At 36.7% G+C, this 15585-nt stretch carries 13 protein-coding genes; 12 read left to right on the forward strand and 1 reads right to left on the reverse strand.

Features of this window, described 5'->3' with window-relative positions; all coding sequences use genetic code 11:
* Window positions 1-97: 97 nt before the first annotated feature.
* Window positions 98-1471 carry a helix-turn-helix transcriptional regulator gene (locus BN358_RS10075; RefSeq protein ID WP_019229121.1) on the reverse strand — a complete coding sequence of 458 codons (1374 nt, stop codon included), beginning with the start codon at window positions 1469-1471 and terminating at the stop codon, window positions 98-100.
* A 300-nt stretch (window positions 1472-1771) separates the two neighbouring features.
* Between BN358_RS10075 and BN358_RS10080 the strand changes: the two genes are divergently transcribed.
* From BN358_RS10080 to dmpG, 12 genes are all read left to right on the forward strand, one after another.
* On the forward strand, window positions 1772-2917 hold the full coding sequence (locus BN358_RS10080; protein ID WP_019229122.1) for a hypothetical protein: 1146 nt from the start codon (window positions 1772-1774) through the stop codon (window positions 2915-2917).
* A 30-nt stretch (window positions 2918-2947) separates the two neighbouring features.
* Entirely contained in the window at window positions 2948-4237 is a 1290-nt protein-coding gene (gene kynU / locus BN358_RS10085; protein WP_019229123.1) for a kynureninase, read from the forward strand.
* 210 nt (window positions 4238-4447) lie between these two features.
* The gene (locus tag BN358_RS10090; protein ID WP_019229124.1) at window positions 4448-4756 is read left to right on the forward strand and encodes a hypothetical protein; all 309 of its coding nucleotides are present in this window, start codon (window positions 4448-4450) and stop codon (window positions 4754-4756) included.
* On the forward strand, window positions 4749-5345 hold the full coding sequence (locus BN358_RS10095; protein WP_019229125.1) for a lysine exporter LysO family protein: 597 nt from the start codon (window positions 4749-4751) through the stop codon (window positions 5343-5345). The genes BN358_RS10090 and BN358_RS10095 overlap by 8 nt, the downstream gene beginning before the upstream one ends.
* Before the next feature lie 181 nt (window positions 5346-5526).
* Complete coding sequence (locus BN358_RS10100) at window positions 5527-6156, forward strand: histidine phosphatase family protein (protein ID WP_019229126.1); 630 nt, start codon at window positions 5527-5529, stop codon at window positions 6154-6156.
* A 294-nt stretch (window positions 6157-6450) separates the two neighbouring features.
* Window positions 6451-9879, forward strand: coding sequence for a pyruvate carboxylase (locus BN358_RS10105; RefSeq protein ID WP_019229127.1), 3429 nt, complete (start codon window positions 6451-6453; stop codon window positions 9877-9879).
* 145 nt (window positions 9880-10024) lie between these two features.
* Window positions 10025-10858 carry a carbon-nitrogen hydrolase family protein gene (locus BN358_RS10110; protein ID WP_019229128.1) on the forward strand — a complete coding sequence of 278 codons (834 nt, stop codon included), beginning with the start codon at window positions 10025-10027 and terminating at the stop codon, window positions 10856-10858.
* Window positions 10859-10937: 79 nt separating this feature from the next.
* Window positions 10938-12122 carry a beta-aspartyl-peptidase gene (gene iadA, locus BN358_RS10115; RefSeq protein ID WP_198018360.1) on the forward strand — a complete coding sequence of 395 codons (1185 nt, stop codon included), beginning with the start codon at window positions 10938-10940 and terminating at the stop codon, window positions 12120-12122.
* 133 nt (window positions 12123-12255) lie between these two features.
* On the forward strand, window positions 12256-12708 hold the full coding sequence (locus tag BN358_RS10120) for a YaiI/YqxD family protein (RefSeq protein WP_019229130.1): 453 nt from the start codon (window positions 12256-12258) through the stop codon (window positions 12706-12708).
* Between the two features lie 127 nt (window positions 12709-12835).
* Window positions 12836-13600 carry an IclR family transcriptional regulator gene (locus tag BN358_RS10125; protein WP_019229131.1) on the forward strand — a complete coding sequence of 255 codons (765 nt, stop codon included), beginning with the start codon at window positions 12836-12838 and terminating at the stop codon, window positions 13598-13600.
* Between the two features lie 103 nt (window positions 13601-13703).
* Window positions 13704-14579 (forward strand): acetaldehyde dehydrogenase (acetylating), encoded by an 876-nt coding sequence (locus tag BN358_RS10130; RefSeq protein ID WP_019229132.1) that lies wholly within the window; start codon window positions 13704-13706, stop codon window positions 14577-14579.
* A partial coding sequence (gene dmpG / locus BN358_RS10135; protein WP_019229133.1) for a 4-hydroxy-2-oxovalerate aldolase occupies window positions 14579-15585 on the forward strand: 1007 nt, incomplete at its 3' end. The genes BN358_RS10130 and dmpG, both read left to right, overlap by 1 nt.

Raw genomic sequence — 15585 nt, forward strand, 5'->3', positions numbered from 1 at the left:
TATATTATCACTCTAAAATTAAACATTTCTTAATTAATTACAATATATCACAAAACAACAAAAATGATAAGATAGTAATGTATCTTCAATACTCATATTATTCTATGTAAGCTGCTAATCTGTCTGCAGACAGTCTTATGCAGTAGGATTTTTCTATTATTGAATCCAGGTATTTTTCAAAAATATTTATAATGGATTTTTCTGTAGAATAATAAAAATTATAAGATGTTTCATCAGTATAAATGTCTGTGTTGCCCACTGCAATTGACGAGGGAGTTAAAAATATAGAAGGATTGTTGCAGCACAAGTTGTTGAAATCAACAGTGTCCGATATGGAATAAAATCCTATGTTCTCGTTTTCTCTCATGCAGTTGCATATGTTCAAAATATGTTCTTTAACCTGTTCCTTAGTAAATACATGTTTTTTTCCGCCTATTTCAATTCGTCCTGTACTGACATAGTGCACAAGAAGTGACTCGTAAATTAGAACTTTAACATTGTTGTGTTTTGTGTACTTTTCAAAAATATTGCTGACCTGATCAAGATATTCAACATGTTCTTGCCATTCTGCACCTTGTAAGTTAAGTTCATTGTTAGCAATCAATGTGCGTACAATACTCTTTGGAATTAATATTGCAGGTGATTCCGAAAACAATATTCTTTCATTGTCCTGTAAAAACTGATTTAGCTGGACGTTGGTTTTTCTAAGAGAAATGGGCATGGCATAGCTCAGTATTTTTTCCATGTGTCGAACAATCAGGTTGTAGCTGTTTGATAAGGATTCTATGTACATTTCATTGAAGCTGTAATAACATAGGAAAGCTACATTTTCAAGGCTAACTACATTCATGGCAATTATGTCGTTTATAACAAGAATCTGGGGAGTTTCTTCTTTTTGCCTATAAATATTAAATTCAATAAAGTATTTCCCTGAAGTCAATGAAAGAAAATTGTTGCAAAATATCAGCGGGTCGTAGGAATATCCTTCAAATGAAGCACACATGTTTATTTTTAAGCTTTCTAGTTTCATTTTATGCAATTTGGAAATGATGTCTTCAATATGATATTCAAACTTCTGAAAAAGATTCAGAGTGGTGTTGATGGTTATATTCTTCACTCCTGAATAATCAAGCTGCTGTATAACTTCCACTATGAGATTTGTAACATCTTCTATAGATGTTATAAGGGAAATATTTTTATTCATGCTATTTTCCAGTTTAGACAATCCCATATCTGAGTGGTAAGCATTTATAAGATTTTGCTTTATTTTTTCTTCGTTTTCACCGACGGAAAGCATTTTAGCCAGCTTGTCACAAATAAAATCAATACTTTTTTGTGAAGGCAGATTTTTTCCTGATATCCACTTGCTTAAGTATGTTGGATCATATCCTAAATTTTCTGAAACAATTTTTTCCTTTGTTCCTTTTTCTGCTATTAGCTTTTTTAAAACAGTTCCAAATTGATTATTCATTAAACACATTCCTTTCAATTGATTAAAACTCATTAAAATCGCAATCGTTTGCTTTCTAAATATATTATAACATAAAAATGATTGCAAGAGATAATATTTGTGGAAAATTGAAAAAATTGAATTCAATTTAATTCATATAAGTTCTATAGAATTCAATCTATTTTGGTGTTAGCATAAGATTATGAGGAGGTCAAACAGCAGAAAATTCAGCTAGCCTAGGATAACGTATGCTTTTATCCGAAATTATTAAATGAAAAATCGATTAAAAAAGTAACAGAATAATAAAAGGAGGATACTATTTTGGAAAGCAATAAAATTACTATGGACGATAATAAAGTAAATATAGCTCAAGTTATAGCAATTGGCGGGGCCTTCATGGGGTTTGTAATAGGTTCAAGCTTTGCTTCAGGTCAGGAATGCTTACAATATTTCTCAGGTCATGGTGTATGGGGAAGTATTGGAGTAGGAATAATTGCAGGTATACTATATGCATGGTTTTGTGTAACTATTATTGAGGATGGTAGAAATTTAAAGTTGAAGCAAACAAATAAAATGTTTGAATTTTACCTTGGAAAATATTTGGGAAAATTTTGCGAGTGGTTTACACCAATTATGTTGTTCCTAGTATTTGCATTAATGATTTCAGCGGCAGGTTCAACATTTGAAGAGTATTATGGACTTAATGGTGATATCGGAAGAATTATAATGATAGTTGCTTCACTGGTAACAGTTCTGTTAGGGTTGAAAAATTTAGTTAATATTATTGGGTATATTTCTCCTTTTATCTTAATAGGAACAATAATAATAGGTATTCTTGCTATTTTGGATAATCCTCAAGGCATTAAAGAAGCAGATCAAATTCTTAATACCATTGAAGTTAAAAATAATTTTAACAACTGGTTCATTTCCGGGTTATTATATGCATCATATACAGTAACCGGAGTTGTTCCTTATCTTTCAGGTATAGGTGCCACTACAGCAACTAACAAAAAAAATTCATTGTTGGGCGGTCTTTTTGGAGGAATAGCATTTATAATTGCAGTTATGATTTTAAATTTCGGATTGCTTGCTAACATTGGAAATGTATATAGCTTAGAGATTCCTTCACTGTTCGTTGCCTCTAAGGTAAGTCCGTTATTCGGACAAATATTTGCAGTTATGCTTATTTTAGGTATTTATACAACTGCAGTTCCAATGATGTTTACAGCCTGCAACAAGGTATCAGAAGATGATAAGAGCAACAAATTTAAAATTGCAGCAGTTGTAACAGCTATAGTCGGTTTCTTCGGAGGGCAGTTGTCATTCTCCACAATGGTTGGAATTATTTATCCGATTTCCGGTTATGTTGGACTTATTATCTTTGCAGGAATGATATATACTAAATATATTAAGAAAAAAAGTTATAAGGATTTTTTAGATAAAATAAACGAAAAAAGTGCTCATTAAAATAAAGTAAAAAATATTAGGAGGAAGAAAATGTATAATTTTGAATTGACAAGGGAGTTTGCAAAAAATCTGGACCAGGAAGACAAGCTAGCTAAATTTAAAGAAAGATTCTACATCAATGAAGGTGAAATCTATATGGATGGAAATTCATGCGGATTGTGCAGCAAGGACGCAGAAGAAACATTGTTTAAGGCTCTGAAGGCCTGGAAGGAATTAGGAATAGGCATTTGGACAAAGGGAGGATATTTCCTGTATCAGGATACACTGGGCGCAATGATGGCACCTCTTTTAAACGCAGATCCGGAAGAAGTTACATGCGGAAACAGCACTACAGTCAATGTTCACCAGGGTATTCTCACTTTCTATCACCCAACACCTGAAAGAAATAAAATAGTCATGGATGACATCAGCTTCCCATCAGATAAATATGCTGTAATAAGCGACATAAAAGCAGCAGGATATAACCCGGACGAATGTTTAAAAGAAGTTAAAAGTCGTGACGGTGAATTCATATATGAAGACGACATAATTGAAGCCATGACTGATGATGTATGCATAGTATTGCTTCCTTCAGTTCTTTACAGATCAGCTCAGCTTGTGGATATGGAAAGAATTACAAAGGAAGCTCATAAAAGAGGAATTTATGTTGGATTTGACCTTTGCCATTCAATTGGAGTTGTGCCTCATGATTTCAAGAAAATTGATCCTGATTTTGCGTTGTGGTGCGACTATAAATATTTAAGCGGAGGCCCCGGTGCCATTGCAGGGCTTTATATAAATAAGAAACATTTCAACATGAATCCGGGACTTGCAGGATGGCAGGGAAACAGAAAGGATACTCAGTTTAATTTGTACCAGAGCTTTGAGCATGCAAAATATGCAGGAGGCTGGCAGATTGGTACTCAGCCTATTTTATCCATGGCACCCCTTGAAGGTTCATTGAAAATGATTAATGAGGCAGGACTTGAAAACATAAGAGCAAAGTCATTGAATATTACGGCGTACTTGATGTACCTTATTGATGAAAAATTAGCGAAATATGGTTTTGGAGTAGGAAATCCAAGAGAAGATGCAGTTAGAGGAGGTCACATTGCATTGACACACGATGATGCCCTGAGAATCAACGAAGCATTTAAATCTAACAAAATAATACCTGATTTCAGATATCCTAATGTTATAAGATTAGCACCAGCACCTCTATACAATTCATATGAAGATGTTTATGAAATGGTTGAAAGAATCATAAAGATTATGGAAAATAAAGAATATGAAAATTATGAAAATCAAAACCGCGAGGGGCTGACAAATAACATTAAATAATAAAAACCTTAAGTGGTAAGGTTTATAATAATTTAGATTATGTAAGGAGGGGACTGCTCTCCATCGGGCGGACACAAGGTCCGCCCCTACAATGTGTAAAATGTGGTTTGTCAATTGTCTTGGATGCTCCCTTAAGGGGTGTTTTTGTTTTTTGAATTTAGATGACTTAATGGCAGATTTGTGATAAAATTGATTTTGGAGGGGATGTTTATGGCATATAGGATATTTTTATATTTCGGGCTAATGGCATTTGGCTGGTTTCTAAGCAGCAGAGGTCTCATCCATAAAAGACTCATGAACAAGATATCTTTGGTTCAGACCTTTTTCCTGTTTGGACTAATTTTTGTTATGGGTATTAGAGTTGGAATGGACGAGCAGGTTATTTCTTCCATAGGGGAAATAGGTTTCAAGGCTTTTATTTTTGCTGTAGCCACATGCAGTTTCAGCATTTTGTTTGTTTATATAGCACGTAAGAAATTCATAAATGATGTGAACATAACAGGAGGCAGAAATGACTAAGAAAATATTGCTTGTGCTTGCTGTAGGAGTTTTATCGGGGTTGTTTATCATTCCTGACAGTTTATACAATTCTACCGGAATTTTACTTGACGTCGGCCTCTGCATGCTTCTTTTTTCAGTGGGAGTGGACATTGGAAGCAACAAAGATATTTTTAAGAATTTGAAAAATGTTGGATTTAAATTGTTGATTGTGCCTGCTGCAACAGTGCTGGGAAGTTTATTTGGAGGAGTTTTGTGCAGCATATTGTTCAAAATGAATTTATTCGGTTCGCTGGCAGTGGCTTCAGGTTTTACATGGTATACATTGTCGGCTATAATAATTACTCCCGTATCAGCTGAACTGGGAACAATAGCATTTTTATCAAATGTGTTCAGAGAAATAATTGCATTTATAAGCATTCCATTTATAGCAAAACACATTGGCTATCTTGAAACAATAGCTGTGGGCGGCGCCATAAGCATGGACACAGGACTTCCCATAATAACTAGGAACACAAGCCAGGAAGTTGTAATAATATCTTTTATTAGCGGAATAATCATATCTCTCATGGTGCCAATACTGGTTCCAATTTTTGTAGGATTACTATAGAAATTAAGAGTTAAGAGTTAAGAGGTTAGAAATTAAGAATTAAGAGTTAAGAGTTAAGAATTATTAGATAACTATACTGTATTAAGTATTAATGGATATGAGATACTTGTTAAGCTTATACATGAACTTTATTGTTAGCATAATTATGGGAAACATATATACGTTTAGAAAGGGTGTTTAGATGACCAGGATTTATTTTACAAGACACGGCGAAACTGAATGGAACAGGCAATTCAGATTTCAAGGAAACAAGAATTCCGAACTTACGGAAAAGGGAATTTTGGCAGCGGAGCTTTTGTCAAGCCGAATCGAAGGAATAGAGCTGGACTGCATAATTTCAAGTCCTCTTAAAAGAGCATACCATACTGCAGAAATAGTGAGAGGAAGCAAATCAATTGATATCATAAAGGATGACGGCTTCAGGGAAATTAATTTGGGCGATTTTGAAGGAATGCGCTATGATGAAATTAAATCAAAAAGAGGCGAAACTCTCAGCGAAATTGAAAACGACCCATTTAATAACAGATATCCCAACGGAGAAAATCTCTTTGAATTTTATAAAAGAGTAGAAAAGTCATTTAAGGATGTAATTGAAAATTACAGAAATAAAAATACTTTGATAGTTGCCCATGGAGGAACAATCAAATGTATTGAATCATATATTAGAAATTTCCAGATAAACAATGACTGGATGGGAACAGTGGTTAAAAACTGCAGCCTATCCTGCATTGAGGTTGATGAAGACAACAATATCAAAGAAATTTTCTATAATGACACAGAACATTTAATAGGAAGCTTAGCACTCAGTTAGTGTCGATTTTTATATTAATTGCCCGGGAAATAGAAAATCAGGTCAAAAATTGAAACCCAGACGTCGAAAATAAGGCGGACTGGGTTTTATTTATATTTTTTGCATAATAATAAAAGGCGGTAAACGATTGCTGAATGTTTTAAATTAATCTAAAAGAATAAAATAAAGTTAAAACGATTAAAATTTAATTTTATTAAATAATGATATTGAAAAATTAATTAAATAATGTTAGACTTTGTTTTATGAAATTACACATTGAATATGACTGAATGTGGTATGAGATTGGAGGATCAGATGAAAAAATTTAAAAGAGTGCTGGTGGCTAACCGCGGTGAGATTGCCATCAGAGTTTTCAGAGCCTGCGAGGAACTGGGCATAAGAAGTGTTGCCATTTATTCAGAAGAGGACAAAAATTCTCTTTTCAGAACAAAGGCAGATGAGTCTTACAGAATCGGAAAAAACAAAAAACCGGTAGATGCTTACCTTGGTATTGATGAAATAATAAGCCTTGCAAAATCAAAGGGTGTTGATGCCATTCATCCCGGGTATGGATTTTTATCTGAGAATGTTGAATTTGCACGAAAATGTGAAGAAGAAGGAATTGTGTTCATAGGACCTGACCACATTATGATGAGCAAACTTGGGGACAAGATAAAATCAAAGATTGTTGCAAATTCAGTAGGAGTTCCAACGATACCAGGTATCGAAGAAGCAGTTAAGTCAGAAGCTGATGCAAAGAAATTTGCTGATTACTGCGGATATCCTGTAATTTTAAAGGCTTCAGCAGGCGGCGGCGGAAGAGGCATGCGTATTGCATGGCGTGAAGAAGACTTGTTGAGAGAATTTAAAAGTGCCCAAAGTGAAGCTAAAAAAGCATTCGGCATAGATGACATATTTATTGAAAAATATCTGGATAAACCAAAACACATTGAAGTACAGGTGCTTGGAGACAACTATGGAAACATAGTGCACCTATATGAAAGAGACTGCTCTATTCAGAGAAGACACCAGAAGGTTGTAGAATTTACTCCTGCCATAAGTATAACTGAAGAACAAAGACAAGCCATATGCAGCGATGCCATAAAGCTTGCAAAGGCAGTAAATTACAGGAGTGCAGGAACGCTGGAGTTTCTGGTTGACAATACAGGAAGACACTACTTCATAGAAATGAATCCAAGAATTCAGGTTGAACATACAGTTACAGAAATGATAACAGGAATAGACCTTGTACAATCTCAGATACTCATAGCACAGGGCTACAGTCTTGATTCCGATGAAGTTAACATAAAAGGACAGGAATCAATTGAAAAAAGAGGTTTTGCAATTCAGTGCAGAGTAACAACTGAAGACCCTGCAAACAACTTTGCTCCTGACACTGGAAAAATCGACATGTACAGAACAGGTTCAGGATTTGGAATAAGGCTTGACGGAGGAAACGGATTCACAGGCGCTGAGATAAGCCCATACTACGACAGCCTTCTTGTAAAGGTCATTTCTCATTCAAGAACATTCAGCGATGCCATCAGCAAAAATGCAAGAGCGCTGAAAGAATTAAAAATTGGCGGAGTAAAAACAAATATAGGTTTCCTGCTGAACGTTTTAAACCATGAAACATTTAAAAATGGAAGCTGTGACACAGGTTTCATAGCTGAAAATCCATCACTTTTAAATGTAAGGGGTGGAGAAGACAAGGAGCTTAAGGTTTTAAACTACATAGGAAACATTGTAGTCAACGAAACTAAGGGAATAAAACCTCAGTTTGATGTTCCTCGTGCTCCTAAGTTCAAAGGTGCCGAATTTAAGCCTGGCTTAAAGCAGCTCCTTGATGAAAAGGGACCTAAGGAAGTTTCTGACTGGGTTTTAAAACAGAAAAAACTCCTTCTTACAGACACAACCATGCGTGATGCTCATCAGTCGCTTATGGCTACCCGTGTAAGGACTGTGGATATGGAAAAAATAGCTCCTGCCATGACACATATGGCAAACGACTTGTTTTCCATTGAAATGTGGGGTGGAGCCACATTTGATGTTGCATACAGATTTCTCAAGGAAGATCCATGGGAAAGACTTAAGACACTCAGAGAAAAAATGCCTAACATATTGTTCCAGATGCTTCTTAGAGGAGCAAATGCAGTAGGATACAAGAATTACCCTGACAATGTAATAAGAGAATTTGTTAAATCTTCTTCTAAAGCAGGCATAGATGTATACAGAATATTTGACTCCTTGAACTGGATTGAAGGAATGGAAGTTGCCATAGATGAAGTATTGAATCAAAACAAGATTGTAGAAGCAAGCATTTGTTACACAGGCGATATTTTGGATGAAACCAGAGACAAATATACGCTTAAATATTATGTTGACCTTGCCAGAAAACTTGAAAAAAGAGGAGCTCACATACTTGCAATAAAAGATATGTCAGCGCTATTAAAACCTATGGCTGCCGACAAGCTCATACGTGCCCTCAAAAGTGAACTTTCAATACCAGTGCACCTTCATACTCATGACACAAGCGGAAACGGTGTCGTGACTGTTTACTCGGCAGCAAACGCTGGGGTGGACATTGTTGACACAGCATTTAACTCAATGGCAGGGCTTACAAGCCAGCCGCCGTTAAACTCAGTAATTGCAGCTCTTAACAACACAGAAAGAGACACAATGCTCAACCTTGATGACATGCAGAAAATTTCAGACTACTGGGAAGCTGTAAGACCTGTTTATAACAAGTTTGAATCAGGGCTTAAGACGGGAACAGCTGAAATTTATAAGTATGAAATACCTGGAGGCCAGTATTCAAACCTCAAGCCTCAGGTTGAAAGCTTTGGCCTTGGACACAGATTTGAAGAAGTGAAGGAAATGTTCAAAACAGTAAATGAAATGCTTGGAGACATTGTAAAGGTAACTCCTTCATCAAAAGCTGTTGGTGACATGGCAATATTCATGGTTCAAAACGATTTGAACGAAGAAAACATATACGACAAGGCTAAGGACATGGACTTCCCGGATTCAATAGTATCTTACTTTGAAGGAATGATGGGACAGCCTGAAGGAGGTTTCCCTGAAGACCTTAGTAAACTTGTTCTCAAAGGCAAAGAACCTATCAAATGCAGACCTGGAGAACTTCTTCCAGATGAAGATTTCGATGCAATCAAAAAAATGCTAAGGGAAAAATTCAACATTGAAGGAACAGATGAGGAAGCTTTGAGCTATGCACTGTATCCAAAGGTTTTTGAAGAATATCAGAAAAACCTTGCTGAAGAAGGAAACTTAAGAATGATGGGAAGCGACATATTCTTCCACGGACTTGAAGAAGGGGAAACATGCGGAGTTAAAATTGCGGAAGGCAAGAAGCTGAGCATAAAGCTTGTTGAAATCAAATCAAATGATGACGGAACAAAAGACCTTGCATTTGAGGTTAACGGAAACAGAAGAGTTGTTACAATAAAAGACAAGAATGCAATAACTGCAAAAAATGCTTCAATAGAAAAGGTTATGGCTGACACCGGCAATCAGTATGAAATAGGAGCAAACATACCGGGCAATGTTTACAAAATCCTTGTAAAAGAAGGAGATAAAGTTGAAGCAGGCCAGCCAATTGCAGTGCTCGAAGCAATGAAGATGGAAACAAACGTAATTGCTCCACTTGCAGGAACAGTGAACAAAATTCACGTAAAAGAAGGCCAAAGAGTTGTTGCAGGTGAGTTGATAGCAGAATTAGAATAACAAATCCGGGGAAGGACCTTTCAATTCATAAATAGTACTCTCATTGGGGATGGATATATCCATCCCTTATTTTATTTTGGAAATCCTTTGTTGCCAGATGGCAATAATTATTTTATAATTGATTAAATCATCAGGGAGGTTTAATATGGGAAAATTTAAGGCAGCTCTATTACAGACTCATGTCTACAGCAACAAGGGAAAAAACATAGAAAATGCAGTTAAACTCATTGAGAAGGTTTCAAAGGAAGGAGCAGACATCGCAGTATTTCCGGAAATGTTCATCTGCCCTTATGACAACTCGTGCTTCAGGGAGTACGGCGAAGAAGAAGGCGGACCTGCTTTCATGGCGATGAGCAAATCTGCAAGGGAAAATGGAATTTATGTTGTTGCAGGAACAATGCCTGAGCTCGTAGGCGACAAAATTTATAACGCATCCTATGTGTTTGACAGAAACGGCGAAAAAATAGCTAAACACAGAAAGATGCATCTTTTTGACATAGACATTGAAGGCGGACAGCGTTTCAAGGAATCAGACACACTTTCCCCGGGCCAGGAAGTGACTGTATTTGAAACAGAATTTTGCAAAATAGGCCTTGCCGTATGCTATGACATAAGGTTTCCTGAATTGAGCAGGCTCATGGCAATGGACGGAGCAGAAGCAATAATAATACCAGGAGCATTCAACATGACCACAGGTCCTGCCCACTGGGAGCTTCATTTCAGGGCAAGAGCCCTGGACAATCAAGTTTACACCATCGGAGTGTCTCCGGCCAGAGACATGGAAGCATCTTACCATTCCTACGGTAATTCGATTGCAGCTTCTCCATGGGGAAACGTACTGTGCCGCATGGATGAAAAGGAAGGATATGTAATACAGGAAATAGATACGGATTATGTGAAAAAAATAAGAAATGAGCTTCCTCTTCTTAAGCACAGAAGAGCAGATGTTTATGAACTGGTTAAAATAAATGATTTATAAAATTGTTTTTCTATAATAGTAGTAATGGCAGTATCAATCGGACTGCAAAAATTTACAAGCTAGGAGAGGAAGTACTATGATTACAATAATTAGAAATGCAGATGTTTACAAACCTGAGCATATAGGCGTTATGGATGTTCTTTTAACAGATGGTATAATAGCATCCATCGCTGGACATATCAGTGTTGAAATGAACGGATTTGTTAATGTTATGGAAATTGACGCTAAAGGCAAAAAATTGGTTCCTGGATTTGTAGATTCTCATGTTCATATTCTTGGCGGTGGAGGAGAAGGCGGATTTTCCACCAGAACACCTGAGGCTACACTTTCAAGCCTTACAACTGCAGGAGTTACAACTGTAGTGGGTTGCCTTGGAACTGACGGAGTGGCAAGAGATATGATTTCTCTTCTTGCAAAGGCAAGAGGATTGGATGAAGAAGGAATAACAACATACATATACACAGGCTCCTACAGAATTCCTGTGAAGACCATAACAGGCGAAGTCATGAAAGATATTATGGTTGTTGATAAAATCATCGGTTTAGGAGAAATAGCCATATCAGATCATCGTTCATCCCAGGCTTCATTTGAAGAATTTTTAAGATGTGTGTCGGATGCCAGGGTTGGTGGTATGCTATCGGGAAAATCAGGAATAGTTGACATCCATTTAGGAGACGGTCAAAGAAAAATTGACTACATAAAAAGGGCTGTGAAAGAAACTGAAATACCAATAACACAGTTTTTGCCTACACATATCAACAGGAGCCCTGAGCTTTTTGAAGAATGTGTTCTTTATGCAAAAGAAGGAGGATATGTGGACTTTACTGGAAGCGACGATCCTGATTTCTGGGAAGAAACAGACGGTGAGGTAAGGTTCAGCAAAGGCCTCAAGCGTCTTATAGAAGAAGGTGTGAATCAGGACAATTTCACCCTTTCATCTGACGGACAAGGAAGCATGCCTATATTTAACAAGAAAAAAGAGTATGTGGGAATAGGTATAGGCAAGTCAACATGTTTGATTAAAGCAATAAAAGAATGCGTATACCGCGAAAACATACCTCTTGAAATTGCATTGAGGGCAGTCACTTCAAATCCTGCAAAGATACTTAAGCTTAAAACAAAAGGAAGAATTGAAGCAGAAATGGATGCAGACCTGTTGATACTGGATGAAAATCTGGACATCGACACTGTAATTGCCAAGGGTAAAGTGATGGTTGAAAATAAAAAAGCTGTTGTATACGGTGTTTTTGAAGAAAAGAAATAGACTAGATATCCTGAGGGAAACCTCAGGATTTTTACAGATAGGGGTATTACTTCATAAAAAATTTAAATTTTAAATAGACATTATATAGCAAAAGCAGAACACTGTCATAATTATAAATAAAAAGGAGTTTATTATGAGAATAATAATTGACGGAGATGCATGTCCTCAGCGCGTAAAGGAAATATGTGAGCATGCTGCTAAGGAATATGGGATTGAATTGATAATAGTTGTTGACATAGACCATTATATAGTAAGCGATTTTCAAATTATAATTGTTGAACAGGGAAGAGATTCTGTTGATTATAAAATAGTCCAGATATTTAAAGAAGGAGACATACTTGTAACTCAGGACTACGGGCTGGCAAGTCTTGTTTTGGCCAAAGCATCAGCCGTGATTCATACTGCAGGATTTTTCATAAACAAAAACAATATAGACAGCCTCCTTCAGTCCAGATATATAAGTGAAAGAATAAGAAAGCAGGGAGGAAAAACAAAGGGACCTTCCAAGAGAACAAAGGAACAGGATGAAAACTTCAGGAAGTGTCTTTATAAAGTTCTCAATGAAAAATTAGGCAGGAAAAAATAGCTATTTAATATTATCAATTTAATGTATTTCATTCGGCAATTAAATATTCAGTTTGGTAATGCAGAAACAATTTGACATAATACTTTTTTTGTGTTAACATTTAGCAAACGATAACAGAGGGAAAAATATGGACACACTTGGAAAAGTTCAGTCTGTTGATAAGGCGTTATTGATACTTAAGCTGTTGGCAGACAAGGGACGGGAAATGAAATTAACTGAAATTTCAGATGAGCTGGATATAAACAAGAGCACTCTTCACGGCATAATCAGTACCTTGAAATATCACGGATATGTGGATCAGGACGGGAAGACTCAAAAGTATCGTCTGGGATTGTACTTGATTGAATTAGGAGAAATTGCAGCAAGATCACTGGACATTATAAATATTACATCTCCAATTATAGAGCAGGTAAGTCAAAAGCTTCGTGAGACTGTTCACATTGCTTCACTTGATAATTTTGAAGTTGTTTATGTGAACAAAAGAGAATCTAATCAGTCTATGAGGATTTTCACAAGCATTGGAAGCAGAAACCCTGCATATTGCACTGGAGTTGGAAAAGCCATTCTGGCATTTCTTGATGATGACATTATAAACGGGCTCATTCCGGATAAATTGGAACAGCTTACTCCTAACACAATTACTGACAGGCAGAAGTTTAAAAATTCATTGAAGAAAATAAGAGAAAATGGTTATGCTTTTGACAGGGAGGAATTCAGTGTAGGACTTACATGTGTTGCAGCTCCCATATTTGATAGTACCGGAAAAGCGAAGTATGCAATTAGTGTTTCAGGACCCACCGTAAGGATGACAGAAGAAAAAGTACGTGAATCAATTGAAATTATAAGAGAAGCAGCTCTGGATATTTCCAGAAAGATAGGGTATAGAGATTAATACCCTAATATTTTATAAAATTATAATAACTGAGTTTGGTAATGACGAACAACTATGAATTACATATGTGAGTTATTGGAATTAACTATTATAGGAGGCAATTATGGAGAAATTAAAAGTGGGTATAATCGGGCCCGGAAACATTGGCATCGATTTAATGATGAAAATAAAAAGAAGCCCTTACCTGGAAACCAGGTGTGTTGTAAACATTAAGGAATCAGAAGGTCTGGATATAGCAAGAAACATGGGTGCAGATGCCTCAGCAGGCGGGGTTGATTACATGATAGCAAATCATCCGGACCTGGACATAGTATTTGATGCCACAAGCGCTTCGGCTCATGTGAATGCAGCACCAAAATTAAAACAAGCAGGATATTTTACAATAGACCTTACACCGGCAGCAGTAGGTCCATACTGTGTTCCTACGGTAAATCTTACGGAGGAAATGCTGAACATGGACAATGTAAATATGGTAACATGTGCAGGTCAGGCAACAGTTCCTGTAGTTGCAGCAATAAACAAGGCAGCAGATGTTGTTTATGCGGAAGTTGTATCATCAATCAGTTCTAAGAGCGCCGGACCGGGAACAAGAGCAAATATAGATGAATTTACAGTTACTACAAGGCAGGCACTTGAACAAGTAGGCGGAGCAGACAATGCAAAGGTAATAATTGTTCTTAACCCAGCCGAACCACCGATATTCATGAGAAACACAATATACACAAAAGTTAAAAACACTGATATTGAAGTTATAAGAAGTGCCGTTGAAGACTGCATCAAGGAACTTAACACATTTGTTCCGGGATACAAAATACTGCTTGAGCCCATAATACAAGACGATATAGTTACAACAATGATTCAGGTTGAAGGACTGGGAGACTATCTTCCTGTATATTCAGGAAATCTTGACATAATAACATCAGCAGCAGTAAATATTGCAGAAAAAAAAGCACAGCAATTGGCAGGAGGGGCGAAATAATGTCAAAAATATTTTTAACAGATACAACATTGAGAGACGGAAGTCATACTGTTTCACACAAGTGGAATACAGACGATGTAAGAAAAATAGTGACAGCCCTTGATGCTGCAGGGATAGATTTGATTGAAGTCGGACACGGAGATGGACTTACAGGTTCAACAATTAACTATGGATTTGCAGACTATGATGATTTTGAAATTGTAAAAGCAGCAGCATCAGCAATTAAAAATTCAAAGCTGACTGTACTTTTGATACCGGGAATAGGAACAGTTGAAGATTTAAAAAGAGCTCAGGAATGTGGAGCTAAAGCAGTAAGAGTCGCAACACATGTAACAGAAGCAGATGTATCAGAACAGCATATAAAGGCTGCGAAGAAAATGGGGATGTTTACAGTTGGATTCCTGATGATGGGACATATGGCAAGTGTAGAAAAAATAGTTGAAGAAGCGAAAAAAATGGAATCATATGGAGCTGATGTTGTTTACTGCACAGACTCGGCAGGGGCCATGCTTCCTGTAAATGTAAAAGAAAAAATATCCGCGTTGGTAAAAAATCTGAGCATTCCTATAGGACATCATTCACACAACAATTTAGGTCTTGCCATAGGAAACTCTCTGGCTGCAATTGAAGCGGGAGCAACGTACATAGACGGTTCACTTTCGGGACTGGGTGCAGGAGCAGGCAATACTGCAACAGACGTACTTGTGGCTGTTATGAACAAAATGAACATTGAACACGATGCTGACTTGTTTAAAACAATGGATGCCAGCACAAATGCATTGCTTCCGGTGCTAGAAGCCAAGGGGGTAAAGGCAAACACAAATCTTGACACAATGATACTTGGCTATGCAGGATGCTATTCAAGCTTCTTACTTCATGCAAGAAGAGCAGCAATCAGGTTTAATGTTGACGTAAGAGAAATATTAATAGAATGCGGCAGAAGAAAAGCAGTAGGAGGACAGGAAGACTGGATTATAGAAATTGCCAGCGATATTGCTAAATTGGA

This window comes from Sedimentibacter sp. B4, from assembly GCF_000309315.1.
Classification (GTDB): domain Bacteria; phylum Bacillota; class Clostridia; order Tissierellales; family Sedimentibacteraceae; genus Sedimentibacter; species Sedimentibacter saalensis.

Bases quoted from the DNA above. Each gene is read 5' to 3' on its own strand.
- BN358_RS10110 (WP_019229128.1), top strand. From the start codon at position 10,025: ATGGGAAAATTTAAGGCAGCTCTATTACAGACTCATGTCTACAGCAAC.
- BN358_RS10095 (WP_019229125.1), top strand. From the start codon at position 4,749: ATGACTAAGAAAATATTGCTTGTGCTTGCTGTAGGAGTTTTATCGGGG.
- BN358_RS10105 (WP_019229127.1), top strand. From the start codon at position 6,451: ATGAAAAAATTTAAAAGAGTGCTGGTGGCTAACCGCGGTGAGATTGCC.
- BN358_RS10090 (WP_019229124.1), top strand. From the start codon at position 4,448: ATGGCATATAGGATATTTTTATATTTCGGGCTAATGGCATTTGGCTGG.
- BN358_RS10120 (WP_019229130.1), top strand. From the start codon at position 12,256: ATGAGAATAATAATTGACGGAGATGCATGTCCTCAGCGCGTAAAGGAA.
- kynU (WP_019229123.1), top strand. From the start codon at position 2,948: ATGTATAATTTTGAATTGACAAGGGAGTTTGCAAAAAATCTGGACCAG.
- BN358_RS10100 (WP_019229126.1), top strand. From the start codon at position 5,527: ATGACCAGGATTTATTTTACAAGACACGGCGAAACTGAATGGAACAGG.
- BN358_RS10130 (WP_019229132.1), top strand. From the start codon at position 13,704: ATGGAGAAATTAAAAGTGGGTATAATCGGGCCCGGAAACATTGGCATC.
- BN358_RS10075 (WP_019229121.1), bottom strand. From the start codon at position 1,471: ATGAATAATCAATTTGGAACTGTTTTAAAAAAGCTAATAGCAGAAAAA.
- BN358_RS10125 (WP_019229131.1), top strand. From the start codon at position 12,836: ATGGACACACTTGGAAAAGTTCAGTCTGTTGATAAGGCGTTATTGATA.